At 43.5% G+C, this 15,447-nt stretch carries 11 protein-coding genes and 2 pseudogenes; 4 read left to right on the forward strand and 9 right to left on the reverse strand.

Translation table 11 applies throughout. The features are described 5' to 3' along the window. Window positions 1-305: 305 nt before the first annotated feature. Entirely contained in the window at window positions 306-863 is a 558-nt protein-coding gene (locus F6K38_RS08205; protein WP_008182942.1) for an alpha/beta hydrolase, read from the forward strand. 118 nt (window positions 864-981) lie between these two features. Here the strand turns inward: F6K38_RS08205 and F6K38_RS08210 are convergent, their stop codons facing one another. After that, a complete protein-coding gene (locus F6K38_RS08210) occupies window positions 982-1,236 on the reverse strand; it encodes a hypothetical protein (protein ID WP_008182940.1) in 255 nt (84 codons plus the stop codon). A gap of 76 nt (window positions 1,237-1,312) precedes the next feature. After that, window positions 1,313-3,493: a DUF1565 domain-containing protein gene (locus tag F6K38_RS08215; RefSeq protein WP_287263068.1), complete on the reverse strand. Its 2,181-nt coding sequence runs from the start codon at window positions 3,491-3,493 to the stop codon at window positions 1,313-1,315. Between the two features lie 205 nt (window positions 3,494-3,698). On the opposite strand from F6K38_RS08215, the gene F6K38_RS08220 reads away from it, so the two are divergent. The 3 genes and pseudogenes from F6K38_RS08220 to F6K38_RS08230 all read left to right on the forward strand — a co-directional run bounded on the left by F6K38_RS08220 (window position 3,699) and on the right by F6K38_RS08230 (window position 6,594). Further along, window positions 3,699-4,781: a thiamine phosphate synthase gene (locus F6K38_RS08220; RefSeq protein WP_008182935.1), complete on the forward strand. Its 1,083-nt coding sequence runs from the start codon at window positions 3,699-3,701 to the stop codon at window positions 4,779-4,781. Window positions 4,782-4,870: 89 nt separating this feature from the next. Next, a complete protein-coding gene (thiS, locus tag F6K38_RS08225) occupies window positions 4,871-5,092 on the forward strand; it encodes a sulfur carrier protein ThiS (protein WP_044492807.1) in 222 nt (73 codons plus the stop codon). A 255-nt stretch (window positions 5,093-5,347) separates the two neighbouring features. Beyond that, window positions 5,348-6,594, forward strand: a pseudogene (locus tag F6K38_RS08230) (RNA-guided endonuclease InsQ/TnpB family protein). A gap of 32 nt (window positions 6,595-6,626) precedes the next feature. Here F6K38_RS08230 and F6K38_RS08235 read toward each other — a convergent pair. The 7 genes and pseudogenes from F6K38_RS08235 to rfbF all read right to left on the reverse strand — a co-directional run bounded on the left by F6K38_RS08235 (window position 6,627) and on the right by rfbF (window position 15,364). After that, window positions 6,627-7,814, reverse strand: coding sequence for a class I SAM-dependent methyltransferase (locus F6K38_RS08235; RefSeq protein WP_287356433.1), 1,188 nt, complete (start codon window positions 7,812-7,814; stop codon window positions 6,627-6,629). Window positions 7,815-7,917: 103 nt separating this feature from the next. Beyond that, the gene (lhgD, locus tag F6K38_RS08240) at window positions 7,918-9,126 is read right to left on the reverse strand and encodes an L-2-hydroxyglutarate dehydrogenase (RefSeq protein WP_008182234.1); all 1,209 of its coding nucleotides are present in this window, start codon (window positions 9,124-9,126) and stop codon (window positions 7,918-7,920) included. Window positions 9,127-9,674: 548 nt separating this feature from the next. Beyond that, window positions 9,675-9,836, reverse strand: a pseudogene (locus F6K38_RS08245) (glycosyltransferase family 2 protein); the annotation flags it as partial. A 126-nt stretch (window positions 9,837-9,962) separates the two neighbouring features. Next, a complete protein-coding gene (locus F6K38_RS08250) occupies window positions 9,963-11,192 on the reverse strand; it encodes a class I SAM-dependent methyltransferase (protein ID WP_008182243.1) in 1,230 nt (409 codons plus the stop codon). Window positions 11,193-12,069: 877 nt separating this feature from the next. Further along, window positions 12,070-13,299, reverse strand: coding sequence for a class I SAM-dependent methyltransferase (locus F6K38_RS08255; protein WP_044492613.1), 1,230 nt, complete (start codon window positions 13,297-13,299; stop codon window positions 12,070-12,072). 225 nt (window positions 13,300-13,524) lie between these two features. Beyond that, window positions 13,525-14,589, reverse strand: a complete 1,065-nt coding sequence (locus F6K38_RS08260) for an NAD-dependent epimerase/dehydratase family protein (RefSeq protein ID WP_071986853.1) — start codon at window positions 14,587-14,589, stop codon at window positions 13,525-13,527. Continuing rightward, window positions 14,513-15,364: a glucose-1-phosphate cytidylyltransferase gene (gene rfbF, locus F6K38_RS08265; RefSeq protein ID WP_008182252.1), complete on the reverse strand. Its 852-nt coding sequence runs from the start codon at window positions 15,362-15,364 to the stop codon at window positions 14,513-14,515. Before rfbF ends, F6K38_RS08260 begins: the two co-directional genes overlap by 77 nt. Window positions 15,365-15,447: the final 83 nt, after the last annotated feature.

Below are 15,447 nucleotides of genomic sequence, written 5' to 3' on the forward strand. Positions count from 1 at the left end.
ATCGCCACATTATCCTAAAGCACGACAGCTTTACAAATGTAGCAGATTGGTGATATTATGCTCAGATTAACAGATATCTTGGGCTGAAACTAGAAAAGCGCGGCATAAAGTAAGTTAGCTATTCGGCTGATGTGGCGTTGCAGCCCCGATTAAGTCCTCAAACCTACTCCCTAGGGGAGAGCTTCAATGTGCGCTAGTTCAGCCCATCTATCTGGAATCCTGATCACTTGTGTTCTTCAGGAGTAAGAGGCCTGTCTCTCGAAGCGATTTCAATTCCACCAGCAAACGGTCAACTACCAGCACGATTGGTCGTAGCTTTACACGGTTGGGGTGCTAATGCTCAAGCTGTGGCATCTCTAGTGCCATTGTTAAACTTGCCCAACACCCAATTTTTAATTCCCGATGCTCCTTTTAGTCACCCTCAGGTAACTGGTGGCAGAATGTGGTACGACTTGTCAAGAGACGACTATCGGAGATTAGAAGAAAGCGAAGAGCGCTTGAACTACTGGCTCCATTCTCTCCAAGGTTTTACAGGTATTCCCCTGTCCTCGACAATTTTGTGTGGCTTTTCTCAAGGTGGGGCAATGGCTCTAGATGTAGGGTTAACCTTACCCCTGGCAGGTTTAGCCTTATTGAGTGGCTATATGCATCGAACCCCTCAAAAGGTTGATTCATCCTTGCCGTCCATTCTAATTGTTCATGGTAGACAAGATACGGTTGTTCCTTTAACTGCTGCTAACCGGTTACGAGATTATTTGCTCAACTTGGGAGCAGCAGTGCAGTACAGAGAATTAGATATGGGTCATGAGATTTCATCAGAGCTTTTAGAATTGCTCCGGGAATTTATTATATTCAATAGATAGTGAACAGAGATGCTCAATATCCTAACTTCTGTGGAATCCCTTTAAAATAGAAAAAACATTATAAAAAACATTATAAAACATTAATTGGGCAAAACACCTCAAATAACTATGACTGTAGTTAATATACCTGTTGAAACAAGTCCCATAGTGTTGAAAATTCCGACTGTGTTAAGTTCCCTTGTAGTTGGTCAAACCATTGCTGTTTAATGTTCCCCATTCCCAGTTCGTAAGCATTCAGCCGTGAGCCTTGGCCTATGGCCACGCTACGCGAATGGCTCACGCTAGTTGAGGTGCTGTCAGCCGTCAGCTTAAAATAAAATTCAAAGTCTGGGGATTTACCCTTGGCCTTGGCCTTTGGCTGATAGCACCTCAACTAGCACCTCAAGTAGTCCATAGGCTGATACTTGAGGTGCTGATAGCTGATAACTTACCCCTGTTCCCTGGTTTGATCAGTAATTCAGAGGCACAATAGTGGTGCTCAAACCATAACTACTGAGTAATTTCAGCACCCGATCAATATTTTCGAGGGTTGTGAACAATCCGGCTTGCATCACAGTTCTTCCTTCAAAGGAGGTCAGGAAAGAATCGGGAATTAGCGATCGCATTAAATCTTGTTGCTGCTCACTCTCAGCATTTACCAAAATCCGGTAACCCTGACTGGGTAGAGCTGAAGTAGGATTATTCTCTTGAGGTCCCCTTTGTTCCGAGTTTGATTGGGTACTTGTAGAAAACACTGGAATTGAGCTACCTGAATTGGAGCTAGCACTAGTATCTTGATTACTAGTATTTTGATTAACCGGTGTACTGATCTGACTAGACATTGACATCATAACGTTAACCTCCTCAGTCGAGGCTGCTGCCGGTGTTGGTTTTGACCTGTCACTTGACGCATCAATCACTTCCTGTGACGGTGAAGCTGTAGTAAAACTGCTAGAATCCTCTCCTGGTTTAGGTGAAGATGTTGGTTCCTCAAAAGATGACTGCTCCTGATTTTGAATAACTTTCAGAGTTAGGGGTGTCAGGGGTTGAGAATGTGAACGTTGAGTCCTAGCATCAGAAGGCTGTTGGGTTTGAGAGGTTTCCTGACTCTGAGTTTGGGACCTTGCTGCTGGTCTAGAAGATTCAGTACTTGCAGAATTATTTAGTGCTGCGTCTTTGCTGATGTTATCAGTCGAGGTAGATGCCTGAGACTCCAAACTCGATGGAACGGGAAATGAAGCTGCTGAGACCTGAGCAGATGTCGGTTCCTTTGTAGGTTCCTTCTCGGCAGGTGGTTGGGATGGGACGACTTGGCTGGGGGTGGTTGGATTCTCCTGAGAATTAGGCTTAGTCTTCTGTGAGTTATTAGAGTTTTCTGCCATGACAACGGCTTGGTTATCAGAAGCATCAGGTGTACTGGCTGGTTTACTAACAGCTGGTTTACTAAAAGCTGGTGTTTCAACCTCCGACTTTTGAATGATATCGTTTTCAGTTTTTACTGAATTAACCTCACTTTTAGTTTCCTGCCCTAGCTGATTACCAAAAGCAATCACAGTAGGCTCAGACTCCTGATTGTTAATGTCAAACCGCCCATTGCCTCGAAATGTATTGTTTAATTTATTGTTTAATGTATTGTTTGTTGATTCTGGTGAATTTCCCCAATCCGGATTAGCTCCGACCTTGAGGACTAATCCATCCAGTTGGGAATTTTCAATGAGGTTATTCTGGAAAAATGGTTGAGCATTGGTTTCAACCACTACCCCATTTTTATTGCCAGTGATGCGATTATTAACGATATGGGGTGCAACGTTTTCGGCAATCAGAATTCCTAAGTCATTATTTTCAAATACATTGTCATCCACTTGAGTGTTTGAGGTTCCGTAAATACTGAGCCCATTGCCTTTATTGTTGTAGAAGTAGTTACTGCGAATTGTTGGTGTACTATTTCCCTCCACAGCAATCCCACTTTTGGTATTCCCAGTTAAGGTATTGTCTTCCACTAAAACCGAACCGACTTCCAGCCACAAACCATAACCTTCTGGATTAGTATTGTTAAGGGTCACGCCAGAAATAATCGTTTGGTCAGCACCTACGATTAGGACATCGTGACTAGCAGCCGTGGCACTAACAAAGGTACCACCGCCGCGAATCACCACATCGTGACCTCTAGTGCGGGGGTTGCCCTGTAGCTTGATACCGGGTTTCAGAAGTAGGGGGAAGGTTTCACCCATGTCACTGCTGTAGATACCGCTAGAGAGTACAATCACAGTATTGGCCTGGGCAGCTTGTAGCGCCTGAGTGATAGTTTTCAACGGTGAATCCTGGGTGCCATCACCACTACTGTCGTTTCCGGTAACTGGGTTTACAAACAAAAATTTTCTTTCTATGGTAAGATCCAGGTTTCTTGCCCGATCATCCTGAGTTGATTGGGCTAAAGCCGTGGTTCCTCCTAATCCTAGTGGCACCATTGTTGAAGGGATAGCTTGGCTGAAGATGCTAAAGGTTAATCCCAGCAAAATCGTTGTCACTGGTAACCCAAGATCAAAGCCTCTAGGCTGATGTTGGTGATGGCAGTGGGAATGATTGGCCTTCGGCCACGCTACGGGATTGGAAATAGTTAATTCTATGGTGTGAATTCTGATCAAACTCATGGCTGTTCTCCTTTGGTCCAATGTTCATGGAATTTGACATAAGAGTTGAGTTGAATGTCAAGCTTGATCGTATCCATAAACTAGGATATTTGTAATCTATTTGTAATCATTTATCACTTGAAATGTGTCCGTTGCTAAATGTTACTGACCGGATAAACAAGCTTTCCATCCACTGTTAGGATAGAGAATAATGGAGTAGTTAGTAATGGATGACCAACACAGCGGCATTATGGGTCAAAAATCGGCGATCTGCCGAATTTTGGATGCAAATTTAGACCGAGCTAGAGAAGGCTTGCGAATTATTGAGGAGTGGTGCCGCTTTGGTCTCAACAGCGCCCAGATGGCTGGGGAGTGCAAGGAAATGCGCCAGGAATTAGCCCGTTGGCACAGCTCAGAAATCAGGATCTTCCGAGATACCTCAGGGGATCCAGGGACTGGACTAACTCATCCCCAGGAAGAACGACGTTCGAGCATTCAGCAGCTTTTACAGGCTAATTTGTGTCGGGTTCAAGAAGCACTACGGGTGTTGGAAGAATATGGTAAACTATACGATGCTCAGATGGGTATAGCCTTTAAGCAGATGCGCTATCGGGTTTACAGCCTGGAAAGCCATTTACTGGGATATCAGCGTCATCAGTTGCTGGAGCGATCGCATCTCTACTTGATTACATCCTTGTCAGACCAGTGGTTTGCCAAAGTAGAGGCTGCCCTCCAAGGTGGACTAACCTTAGTACAGTACCGGGAAAAACAAGCAGATGATGGGGACAGACTTGCCGATGCTCAGAAACTGTGCCAGCTGTGCCATCACTACGGTGCTTTGTTTATTATGAATGACCGGGTAGATTTAGCTCTAGCAGTGGAGGCTGATGGAGTTCATATCGGACAACAAGATGTACCAATTTCCTTAGCACGGCAGCTACTCGGCTCCCAGCGTATCATTGGTTGCTCGACTACTAACCCTGATGAACTACACCGGGCAATTGCTGAAGGAGCAGATTATATTGGTGTTGGACCGGTCTATGAAACCCCTACTAAACCGAGTAAGCCAGCAGCTGGTTTGGATTATGTCAAGTATGCTAAAGAGCATGCTACAATTCCATGGTTTGCAATTGGGGGAATTGATCCAAACAATTTAAACTATGTCTTGGATGCCGGAGCTCAACGAGTGGCAGTTGTCCGGGGGATCATGGAGGCGGAACAACCAACTCTAGTGACTCAATATTTCCTGTCCCAGCTCAAACGAGAGCACACTCTTCGATCTCTTGAAGCTGGGGTTTCTAAACCCTAATGTCAGAAAACTTGATAATAGTTAGACATGTTAGGTAATAAGTAATGGTTACTAATTTTTAATAGCTTGGTGGTGAATATTAGCTGATGATGTCTAACAACACAACTCAAATTACCCTTGAAGTTAATGGTGAATCCCGTACCTGCTCTTGTGACACTAAACTACCCCAGCTATTAGAACAGCTAGGCTTAAATCCGCGCCTGGTGGCAGTAGAATATAATGGTGAAATTCTCCATCGGCAGTTTTGGAACCAGACTCAAATGCAGGAGGGAGACCAGCTCGAAATTGTCACGATTGTTGGCGGTGGTTGACTTCTCGGAGCCATTTGAAAATCTCCCCATCAATCTTCTTGATGATGGGTTTCCAATCGGACTTGATATCACTAAAGCCAACAGTCAAAAACAATCAAACACAAATTAACTCAGGAGTTAACGAGTAGGGGAGTTTGAGGGGACGAAATTCCCCACCCGTCGCAGGGATGGGGAATTTCGTCCCCTCAATTAGCTTGACATGTTACTGTGATATATATATAATAGTAACAAAGGTCGATAAAAGAGGTTAGCGCAGTGAAACATAAAGCCGTCAAACTCAGGATTTATCCCACTCAAGAACAGGTTCATATATTAGCCCAACATTTTGGGTGTGCTCGCTGGTGGTGGAACTATGCACTAAATCAGTGTATAGAAACCTACAAGGAAACTGGCAAAGGCTTGAAACAATCTGCACTTAACTCTATGCTGCCGAAACTCAAAAAAGAGAAAGAAACTGAATGGCTAAAAGATTGCTACTCTCAGGTTTTACAATCTGTGAGTCTCAATCTCAGTCGTGCATATCAAAACTTTTTTGTTCGCGTAGCGTGGCCTACGGCCAAGGTAGAGCGAAATATCCTAGATTCAAGTCATATCATCACCGTCAGTCAATCCAGTACCCCCAAAAAGTCAAACAAGTGGGCGACTGTCTTAAATTTCCTGGAAAGTTGGGAGTTGTTAAAGCAGTAATTCACCGACCACTAGATGGGGAAATCAAAACTGTAACGGTTAGCAAGACTCCTTCTGGGAAGTACTATGCTTCTGTGCTAATGGAGTATGAGTTGGGTGATGCCAAGCCATCTACAGATGGGAAGGTAATCGGTATTGACTTGGGCATTAAGGATTTTGCGATTACCTATGATGGAGAAAAGACTTCTAAGTTTAGCAATCCAAAACACCTAGCTAAATACGAAAAGAAACTAGCTAAAAAGCAACGTATTGCTGCCCGTAAGAAAAAGGGTAGTAACAGGCGCATAAAAGCCAGAAAGATTTTAGCTAAGGTATACGAACAGATTGGAAATGTCCGTCAAGACTACCTCCATAAGCTATCTAGAAAGATAGTTGACAACAACCAAGTAGTGGTAGTCGAAAATCTAAATGTCAAGGGCATGGTAAGCGCTACGCGCACGCTACGCGAACGTAACCATAAACTAGCTAAAGCAATTTCTGATCTAGGTTGGGGAACTTTTGTCAACTTTCTTTCCTATAAATGTGAAAAAGAAGGAAAAGTGTTGGTTGAGATAAACAGGTGGTTCCCCAGCTCCAAGACCTGCTCTAATTGTCATTACCGCATCAAGGAGTTGCCGCTAGACGTAAGGACTTGGGTTTGTCCAAGTTGTGGAACTCACCACGATAGAGATGGTAATGCAGCTAAAAATATTAGAGCAGAAGGGATCAGAGTGCTATCCTCCTCTGGGACAGGGGAGGTAAACGCCAGTGGAGAAGAAGTAAGACCAAGACGCGGACGTCCGTCCAAATTGAGGCATTCTTCCGTGTTCGCGTAGCGTGGCCAAAGGCCAAGCTGGAAGCCCCGACCTCAAAGAAGTAGGTCGGGGTAGTTCACACCTAGATTTTTGCATAACTGTCGAATCTCCTCTTCATAGATAGGGTTCATCACAATAACCAGATCAGGTTGGTAATCCTGGAGAAACTCTGGTGGAACAATTTCCTGTCCCGTTCCAGCAACGTACTTCCCCTGTTTGCGGGGATTGAGATCTACGATGTAATCAATCACATCTTGGCACTTGAGCAGATTCAAAAAAGTAACCCCTTTCGAGCCAGCACCCCATGCTACGGCTTTTTTCCCAGTTTGAGCGATGGTTGTCAGTTTGTGCTGCCAGCTTTCTAACTTCTCCTGAAACCTAGCGGTAAAGCTGGCAATATCGCGAGCCAATACCTCGATTTCATCCGGTTTTCCATAGCTGTTCGGGATTTCCCCATGGACTGGCTTTGCTTCCAGGCAAAGGAACTGACCACCAAACGCCTCCTTGATTTCACTAACTTGAAACCCAGCATTGACAAAAGCTTGCCCTAGAGAAGAGGGGGCGAAATAGCAGCAGTGTTCATAGATAATGTCCCACACCGCTAGATGGCGAAAGGTATCTAAGGCGTTGGGGACTTCAAAGAAAACAATGGTATTAAGGCGAGAACCGATCGCCTGTCGTAGTGGCTTGAGCAAATCTGCGGGATTGGAAATGTGTTCTAGGGTGTGCCGACAACAAATTAGATCCGCTTGATACTCTTGGTAGAGCTGTGAATAGAAATCTTGAACAAACTTGACTTGAGTCTGGAGTTGTTGATGCTCTGACCTAGGAACATAGCTCGGGTCAAAACCTACTCCTCGGTTATTACCTAGTTCACACAGGCAAAGGAGAAAATCCCCTTTGCCACAACCAATTTCAATAATTTCTTTATTGTAGAGATTGTGGCGCTTCAGCAATCCAGCGGCAAGGGATTGGGCATAGTCCTGAAATCGAGCAGAGTAGTGTAAGGAATTTTCATAGTCCTGGGAATAACCTAATTTAGTAGGGTCAAAGGCTAGGTTGCTAATAAAACCACAGCTAGGACAGAAGCCTAGTTTGATATCTCCCTTGGAACAGTTTTGAGCAGTTTGACGCGATCGCCACAGCAGATTACAGTACACTGGCACCGCCAACATCTCAAAAAACACCTCTAAATCGGCAGAGGCACATACAGGACAGTTGTGGTTAGATAACGTGTTCATTTCACGTTTTAACTCCATTAGACTAGTACAGGGAAAGTACAAATAATCAGCTATCAGCCGTCAGCTGATAGCTGACGGCTGATAGCTTTTAAGGAAACTTGGGTCAGATCATCCTTTCGAGAGTTTTCAGTGTCGGGATTTCACTAGCGATCGCATTACCAATCTCCAAAGAAGCCGTCGCACCAGGAGAGGGAGCGTTACAAACATGCATTGCTTTAGGACTATTGACAATTAAAAAATCATCCACCAGCTTGCCATCATTTTTCAAGGCTTGAGCTCTGACCCCAGCATGGGTGGGAACTAAGTCATCTGCTTGGATTTCAGGAATCAGCCGTTGCAAACTCTTAACAAAGGCAGCTTTACTGAAGGAGCGGATGATTTCCTGAATTCCTGCGTCTCCATGTTTGACAGCTAGTTTCCAGAAACCGGGATAGCTCATGACCTCCACAAAATCTCGCAAGTCAAAATCAGTCTTTCGATAGCCTTCCCGCTTGAAACTAAGTACAGCATTGGGTCCAGCATGGACACTGCCATCAATCATGCGGGTGAAATGAACCCCTAGGAAAGGAAAATTCGGATTAGGAACTGGATAAATTAGGTGCTTGACTAGGTAGCGTTTCTCTGGCTTGAGTTCATAGTACTCACCCCGGAAAGGAACGATTTTAGCTGGAGGCTCAGCATCACCCAACTTAGCAATGCGATCGCTATGTAGTCCAGCACAGTTGATTACAAAGCGAGTGGGATAGTTACCATTGTTGGTTTCCAGTACTAAACCATCCCCAGTTTCCAGGATTTTTTCAACCTTACTATTGAGACGTAAATCCCCTCCCTGGACACTCACCAGTTCAACGTATTTTTCACAGACCTGCTTGTAGTTTACAATCCCAGTCGAATAAACTCGAATTCCAGCTAAACAACGGACATGGGGTTCAATTTCCTTAACCTCTTCACCAGTAATCTTGGCAATCTCTATACCATTTTCCAAACCCCTTTGGTAAAGAGTATCCAGTAATGGTATTTCTTCTGGTTCAGTTGCTACAATCACTTTGCCACAGATGTCATAATCAATGCCATGCTTTTGGCAGAATGCCACCATCGAGCGGTTTCCTTCATAACAAAACCTAGCCTTGAAACTCCCTGGTTTGTAGTAGATTCCAGAATGAATTACACCACTGTTATTGCCAGTTTGGTGAGCAGCCCAACTGCTCTCTTTTTCCAGTACCATAATTTTGGCATCTGGATAACGTTGACCCAATGCCATGGCTGTGGATAAGCCAATGATTCCTCCTCCAATAATCGCCAAGTCGTACATGGTTATTTTTATTACTGAAATTATTCAGGTTAATTTTTAAAGTTGAATGTTGAATGTTGAATGTTGAATGTTGAATGTTAAAAGTTATAAGTTAACCGTATCCCTTAGAAAGGGATAATAAGGGGTAATATATTTTTTTGTATGGTGAGGTACACCTTAAAGCTGAAAAGCTTGTTAATTGAGACTTCTGGTCTAGCTCATTGGAGTATAAACCGCTATAAACAATTAATTAATCCTCAAAAAGTTTGGGTAAGCCTATTCACTTTCCATACTTTTTTGTACCAGAAAACCTATTATAATATTTGCCATTTTGGCCTGAAGGGGCGACCAAAAAAGAAAAAATCACAAATGACAAACACTCTTTTACCTGCAAGTATGCAAGCCTTCCGTTATTGCTAAACTTTGCTGGGTGCTTTCTGTTTGTCTTTAGCCTGATACTCCCGGCAAATGGGAGCATCCCAATTTGGCAAATCCATGGCTCAAACTAACGAGAGTACTAGGGTTTAAAAACATAATTGAAAGTGTTATGGGCAAAAATGGGATGCTCCCCGGCAAATCTCCTCAGTTGCGTCAGTCGAGCAGTTATCTGAAATGATCAACTCGAAATCCTCAAAGGTCTGAGCCAAAATTGAATCTAATGCTTCTCTGAGGAATTCTTCGCCGTTGTAGACTGGTAATCCAATGCTTAAGCGGGGTTGATCAGCACTCATTTGAACATTTTTAACATAAAAATATTTGCTTAACGTATGTAAGTATTCAGCTATCAGCGTGTTGCGTATCAGCTATCAGCTGATAGCTGACAGCTGAATGCTTACCTCATAACTAATGACTGATATTTATAGAGATATAACCTCTGTAGTTACTCCCATCTTATCCAACATTTGCTGAATTTCATCACAATATATGGAATTCATGACAATCACCTGATCGGGTTTGTATTGCTTCAAAAACTCTGGTGCCATAATTTTTTTACCAACACCAGGGATAAATTTCCCATGACGATGGGGATTAATGTCTACCACGTATTCAATTTTGTCTGTGGTATCAAGAGTGGTTAGAAAAGCCACACACTTGGAACCCGAACCCCAAACTACAACACGCTTGCCTTGAGCATGTATCTGCTCTAAGTGCTGCTTCCAATTCTCCAGCTTCTTGCTAATCTCATTGGTGAAGTTTTTGACATGCTGAGTAACTTCCTCAAGACTCTCTTCCAGAGGATGTACTTTCTCAGATGGAATGGTGACAGGTCGGGTTTCAATTAACAAATATTGTTCACCATAAGCTCGATACAGGTCAGTCACTTCAAAACCACAGTTGCGGAATAATCGCGCTAGGGATCCAGGGGTAAAATAGGAGCAGTGTTCGTAGTAAATGTCTTCAAAGGCTAAGTCTTTCAGTACTCGTATGGTATCCGGGATCTCAAAGACCACAACAGTATTGAGGCGATCGCCAATGGAGCGGCGCACGGTACTAATAAACTCAGCAGTAGGATAAATATGCTCCAGGGTATGGCGACAACAGATAAAATCACCTACATACTCAGCATAGCGCTCTGAGTAATAGTCTTGAATAAAGGTGACCCGGTCAGCGGCTTCACTATGGACTCGTCCTACTACAGCAGACGGGTCAATACCAACACCGCGATTGTTACCTAATTCGCACAGCAGCAAGAGGAAATCTCCTTTGCTACAACCAATCTCTATAATGTCTTTGTTATGAAGGTCGTATTTGTCGATCAGATGATTGGCTAGATCAAGGGCAAACTGATTGAAGGTTGGGGAAAAACTCTGTTGGTCTTCATAATTGGGAGCGTAAGCTGACCACCTGGGATCAAAGGAAACATTAGTGATGAAGCCGCAATCTTCACAAAATCCCAAAACCACATCACCGCAAGGGAAGTCTAGGGCTTCTTCCTCGGTTGACATCATTAAGCAACTGTGAACTGGTACGTTGTGTACTTCATAAAATAAGGACAATCCTTGGTTTCCACAGTTGGGACAAATATGTTCTGATAATGAAATCGGTTGTGTGTGAGCAAAATTTTTGGACAATGCTTGTTGTATCATTTTGAGTGACTTTTTTATAATTTAAATGTGCTGTCATTAGGACTGGCTATACTAGTCGATTCTGTAAGCTCAATAAAAAAAAAATTTTTTGTCTTTACTATTTTGCGATCGCATATAGCAATTCTCTATGCCATGAGGTACAAAGATATCCCCCTAAATCCCCCTTATCAAGGGGGACTTTGAGGTTGAGAAGCGTACCTCATAAATCCTAGAAACGCTATAATTCAGGCGTTGCTGAATTAAGGAATGAATGCGCGATCATTTGGTTTTATTGAAGCCCCCTAAATCCCCCAATTCTGGGGGACTTTGATAGTTTTGTTCCCCCCAAGCGAGCAATCCCTCGCTTGGGGGGCTAGGGGGGCAAAACCATACCCAGAATCAGCAACGCCATAATTCAAGCTTACGATCGCCAACACCAACGTTATCAAAACCTATAATTAGCAAAGCATTGACTTGATAGTAAGCATTTGTAACTAGATCAGTTACAAATTACACACCATCTTAACTGTTCACCAATGGTAGTTCTAAAGATCACCCAGATACTTTACGTTTTCTCCAACAGCGAGCTCAATCAGATCCCTATTAGCGTGTGCGAGCAGCAGTTATGACAGAATTAATCTGTGGTTGGAAAAATGAACCTGGGATGTTTTAGGGATGTTTTAATTTTTATGCGATCGCGTAGCGTGACCTAGGGTCAATCGCACAAGCGCGGAAGCTTCGCTTCATCGCGTAGCGTGACCTTTCGGGCTTTGCCCAACGCTTCGCGAACGGTCAATCGCACAAGCGCAGAAGCTTCGCTTCATCGCGTAGCGGCTCTTTCAGAGGATCGCGCTGATCGCTACTCCCTACTCTCTTGCTTGACCGTCAACCATAAACTCTAAACAATCTTTGGTTGTGGAATCGGAATAATAAATTTACCTCCTTGTTGTCGATACTCTTCCTGTTGCTGCAAAATCTCATCAGCAAAATTCCAAGCTAGCAGCAAGACATAATCTGGTTTATCCTCTAACAGTTTTGATGGTGGGAAAATCGGTAAATGATTAATGCCCATGTAGCGACCATGTTTGAATGGATTTAAATCCACTACATAATCCACCAGGGTTTTATTAATCCCAAAATAACTGAGCAGAGTAGTTGCTTTAGCTGCTGCTCCATAGGCTGCTACCTTTTTACCCTTTTTTTTCAAATCCCAGAGGATATCCAGTAAAGAAAGCTTAATTTCCTGGACACGATTAGCAAAATCACGGTAGTAATCAATACGGTCAACTCCCCGCGCTACTTCTTCTGCTAATAGAGATTTTACGGATTCCTTAACCTGTTCCTTAGGCTCCACAAATAGGCGTAACGAACCCCCATGGATTGGAGTACGTTGGATGTCATTTAGGAATAAACCATGTTTCCTAAACAACCGATCCAAAGCAGTTACTGAAAAATAGCATAAGTGCTGATGGTAGATAGTGTCAAATTCACAGTGATCTACCAAGTCAACCACATAGGGTACTTCAATCACAGCTACACCAGTCTCTTTCAGCAGAACCCCAATTCCTGCTACAAAGCCATTCAGATCTGGCACATGAGCCAAGACATTGTTAGCAAGAAAAACATCAGCTTTCCGTCCTTCAGAGTGTAGCTCTATTGCCAAATCTTTCGTAAAGAATGTACAAAGAGTAGGAATACCTGCTTTTTGGGCAGCTTCTGCAGGTCCAGAGGCTGGGTCAATTCCCAGCACTGTAATTCCTTTTTCAAGAAAGTTCTTGAGCATATAGCCATCATTACTAGCTGCTTCAATTACTAGACTGTTGCTGTTGAGTTGTCTTGATTCAATGATGGCTTTGGCACTATCTCCAAAGTGTTTTAGTAACGATTTTGATACAGAAGAAAAATAGGGGTAGTCTCGACAAAATAGGATTTCGGGCGGGACACTTTCGGTGATTTGGACTAAACCACTGCTAGGAGAAAACGCCAGATCCAATGGCGCAGTATATTCAGGTTTATCTAGCTGGTCTTTAGTAAGTAATCCATCAGCTAATGGGGTGTAACCGAAGGAAATAATTAACTCTAAGTCATCAGTGCTGTTAGCACGACAAATAGGCATGGAATTATACATTATTAGTTTAATAATATCACTGTTAATTGTTGACTGTAAACGGTTGGCAATTAACTGTTAACCATCAACAAAAAAAATATCCAGAACCATAGGCAAGTTAACTGTTTGTTAAATTTAACTAATTCTCCAGAGTGCCTGCAACCAGTGTTTCTGGCCTTTTGGTAATTGGTAATTGGCAATTAGAGTAGGATTACCGATTACCGATTACCAATGACCCAACAACTCCTAAACACTCATGGCTTGTATTTGAGGAGATCTAGGTAGCTCCGTACGCCAACGCAGGGTTTGATCTAATCTTCCAGTGCTAAGTAATTGTTTGATGTGAGCGATACGCTGATACCTCGGTCCCTCAAACTCTTCCAAGGTTAAGCCTACGGTTTGATAAGCCTGGTAGAGTTCTTGAGCTCCCCGAGGGGCATTCCATTGGGGTTTGAATTCGGGTAATGTCCGAATAATCTTACTACAATCAACGCGATAACAGCGCTTATCGGGTCCAGCATCTTTAGCGTATTCAATTTCGCAGCCTGGGACTGTTTCTTTGACAATTTCCGCTAACTCTCGAATCCGATAGTTGTCCTCATTCCGTCCGACATTAAACCCTTGATTGTGTACCAGCTCACGAGGTGCTTCCAACACCGCAATAAATGCTTGGGAAATATCTTCAATATGGACAATGGGACGCCAAGGGGTGCCATCGCTCTTGATATACACTTGACCCGTGGTAAATGCCCAAGCCACCAAGTTATTGAGTACTAGATCAAAGCGCAGACGGCGGGAAACACCGTAAGCCGTGGCATTGCGCAGAAAGATAGGACTAAAGTTATCGTCCGCTAACTGAGTAACATCTTGCTCGACACGAACTTTAGAAATGCCGTAAGGAGTGACGGGGTTGAAGGATGATTCCTCAGTCAACCAATCATCACCACCAGCGCCATAGTTACTACAGGAGGATGAGAATACGAAGCGCTCGATGCCTGCGGCTTTGGCTAACTTAGCCAAATGAACTGAAGCAGCATGATTGATCTCATAGGTTAAGTCAGGATTGAGATTCCCCAGAGGATCGTTGGAAAGCCCTGCTAAGTGGATTAGAGCATCAAATCCTTCCAGTTCTGTTGCCGTAACGTCACGGATATCCTTTTTTAGCTCTGGAATTTTTCGAATTCCTTCACCAAAGGTACTCTGTTCAAATAAGTCGCTATCAAGACCAAATACATCATACCCTTGAGCTAGTAGCATTGGCACCATGACTGTGCCGATGTAGCCCTTGTGACCAGTTACTAATACTCGCATTATTTTCCTCCCAAATTTTCCAAGGTGCATTGCCACTGTTCCACAGACTTTCTAACCTGCGCTTGTCACGTAAGGTGTCCATGCATTGCCAGAATGAAGTGTGGTGATAAGCGATCAGTTGCCCATCTCTAGCGAGTCGCTCCAGTGGTGCTTTTTCCCACTGGGTGTCATCACCGTCGATATAATCAAAAACTCCGGGCTCTAAAACAAAGAAAGCACCGTTGATCCAGCCTTCTCGGGTTTGAGGCTTTTCAGAGAATTCCGTAATCTGGTTTCCATCTAGTTCTAAGTAACCAAAACGTGCAGGTGGACGTACTGCAGTTAAGGTAGCTAATTTGCCATGGGAACGATGGAATTCCAGGAGCGCATTTAAATTGACATCAGAAACCCCATCTCCCCAAGTGAGCATAAATGTCTGATTGTTTACATAGGGAGCGAGCCGTTTAATCCGACCGCCTGTATTGGTGTAAATACCAGTATCGATTAAATCAACTGTCCAATCCGGTGCTCCACCACCGTGCTGGATGACTTTGCCATTGTTAAGGTTGACCGTTAAGTTACTATTAAGTGAACTATAGTCCACCATGTATTTTTTAATGACTTCTGCCTTATAGCCGAGGGCAATCACAAAATCTTGGAAGCCATAATGGTAATAATGCATCATGATATGCCAGAGGATTGGTCGCCCTCCGATTGCTACCATTGGCTTTGGTTTTGTGTCGGTTTCTTCGGCTAGACGAGTACCGAGACCCCCGGCAAGAATTGCTACTTTCATATGACTGTTGAGACCAAAATCACTAACAACAAAATAACTAACAGGTTTGACTTATAATCCATCATTTTTTTATTAATTTTATG

The sequence above is a fragment of the Moorena sp. SIO3B2 genome (assembly GCF_010692525.1).
In the GTDB taxonomy this organism is placed as follows: domain Bacteria; phylum Cyanobacteriota; class Cyanobacteriia; order Cyanobacteriales; family Coleofasciculaceae; genus Moorena; species Moorena producens.